General features: G+C 58.7%; 1 rRNA gene. It reads right to left on the reverse strand.

What is annotated here, in order from left to right:
* Nucleotides 1-1,183, reverse strand: a 23S ribosomal RNA gene (locus tag ABD324_RS37085); the annotation flags it as partial.

Genomic DNA, 1,183 nt, shown 5'->3' on the forward strand with positions numbered 1-1,183 from the left:
CCAGAGTTCACTCGATCGCCTCGGTATTCTCTACCTGACCACCTGTGTCGGTTTGGGGTACGGGCCGCAACAGCACTCACTAGAGGCTTTTCTCGACAGCATGGGATCACTCTACTTCGCCTCAATCGGCTACGCATCACCTCTCACCCTTCACGACCCCCGGATTTACCTAGGAATCAGGCTACAGGCTTACACCACGACAACCACCGCGTGGCGGAGCTACCCTCCTGCGTCACCCCATCGCTTGCCTACTACCGAATCGGTTCCCACGCTCCACCGAATCCAAGCCCCCGAAGGGACAACAGGACCGGCTTCGGATGGTTAGCATCAACGACCTCAGCATGGGCGCACTATCACGAGCACGGGAATATCAACCCGTTATCCATCGACTACGCCTGTCGGCCTCGCCTTAGGTCCCGGCTCACCCTGGGCGGAACAACCTGGCCCAGGAACCCTTGGTCATCCGGCGGCAGAGATTCTCACTCTGCATTCGCTACTCATGCCTGCATTCTCACTCGCACACCCTCCACCCCTAGGTCACCCCGAGGCTTCACCGGATGCACGACGCTCCCCTACCCATCCCAACGACTACACCAACCACCACAAAGCAGCCGGCGGATCAATGTCGGAATGCCACGGCTTCGGCGGTGCGCTTGAGCCCCGCTACATTGTCGGCGCAGGACCACTTGACCAGTGAGCTATTACGCACTCTTTCAAGGGTGGCTGCTTCTAAGCCAACCTCCTGGTTGTCTGGGCGATCCCACATCCTTTCCCACTTAGCGCACGCTTAGGGGCCTTAGCCGGTGATCTGGGCTGTTTCCCTCTCGACTACGAAGCTTATCCCCCGCAGTCTCACTGCCGCGCTAAAAGTACCGGCATTCGGAGTTTGGCTGATTTCAGTAAGCTTGTCGGCCCCCTAGACCATCCAGTGCTCTACCTCCGGTACCCACCACACGACGCTGCACCTAAATGCATTTCGGGGAGAACCAGCTATCACGGAGTTTGATTGGCCTTTCACCCCTAACCACAGCTCATCCCCCAGGTTTTCAACCCTGGTGGGTTCGGGCCTCCACCACGTCTTACCGTAGCTTCACCCTGGCCATGGCTAGATCACTCCGCTTCGGGTCTACACCCCGCGACTACACGCCCTATTCAGACTCGCTTTCGCTACGGCTACCCCACA

Origin of the sequence: Pseudonocardia ailaonensis (assembly GCF_039531635.1) — a bacterium.
Classification (GTDB): domain Bacteria; phylum Actinomycetota; class Actinomycetes; order Mycobacteriales; family Pseudonocardiaceae; genus Pseudonocardia; species Pseudonocardia ailaonensis.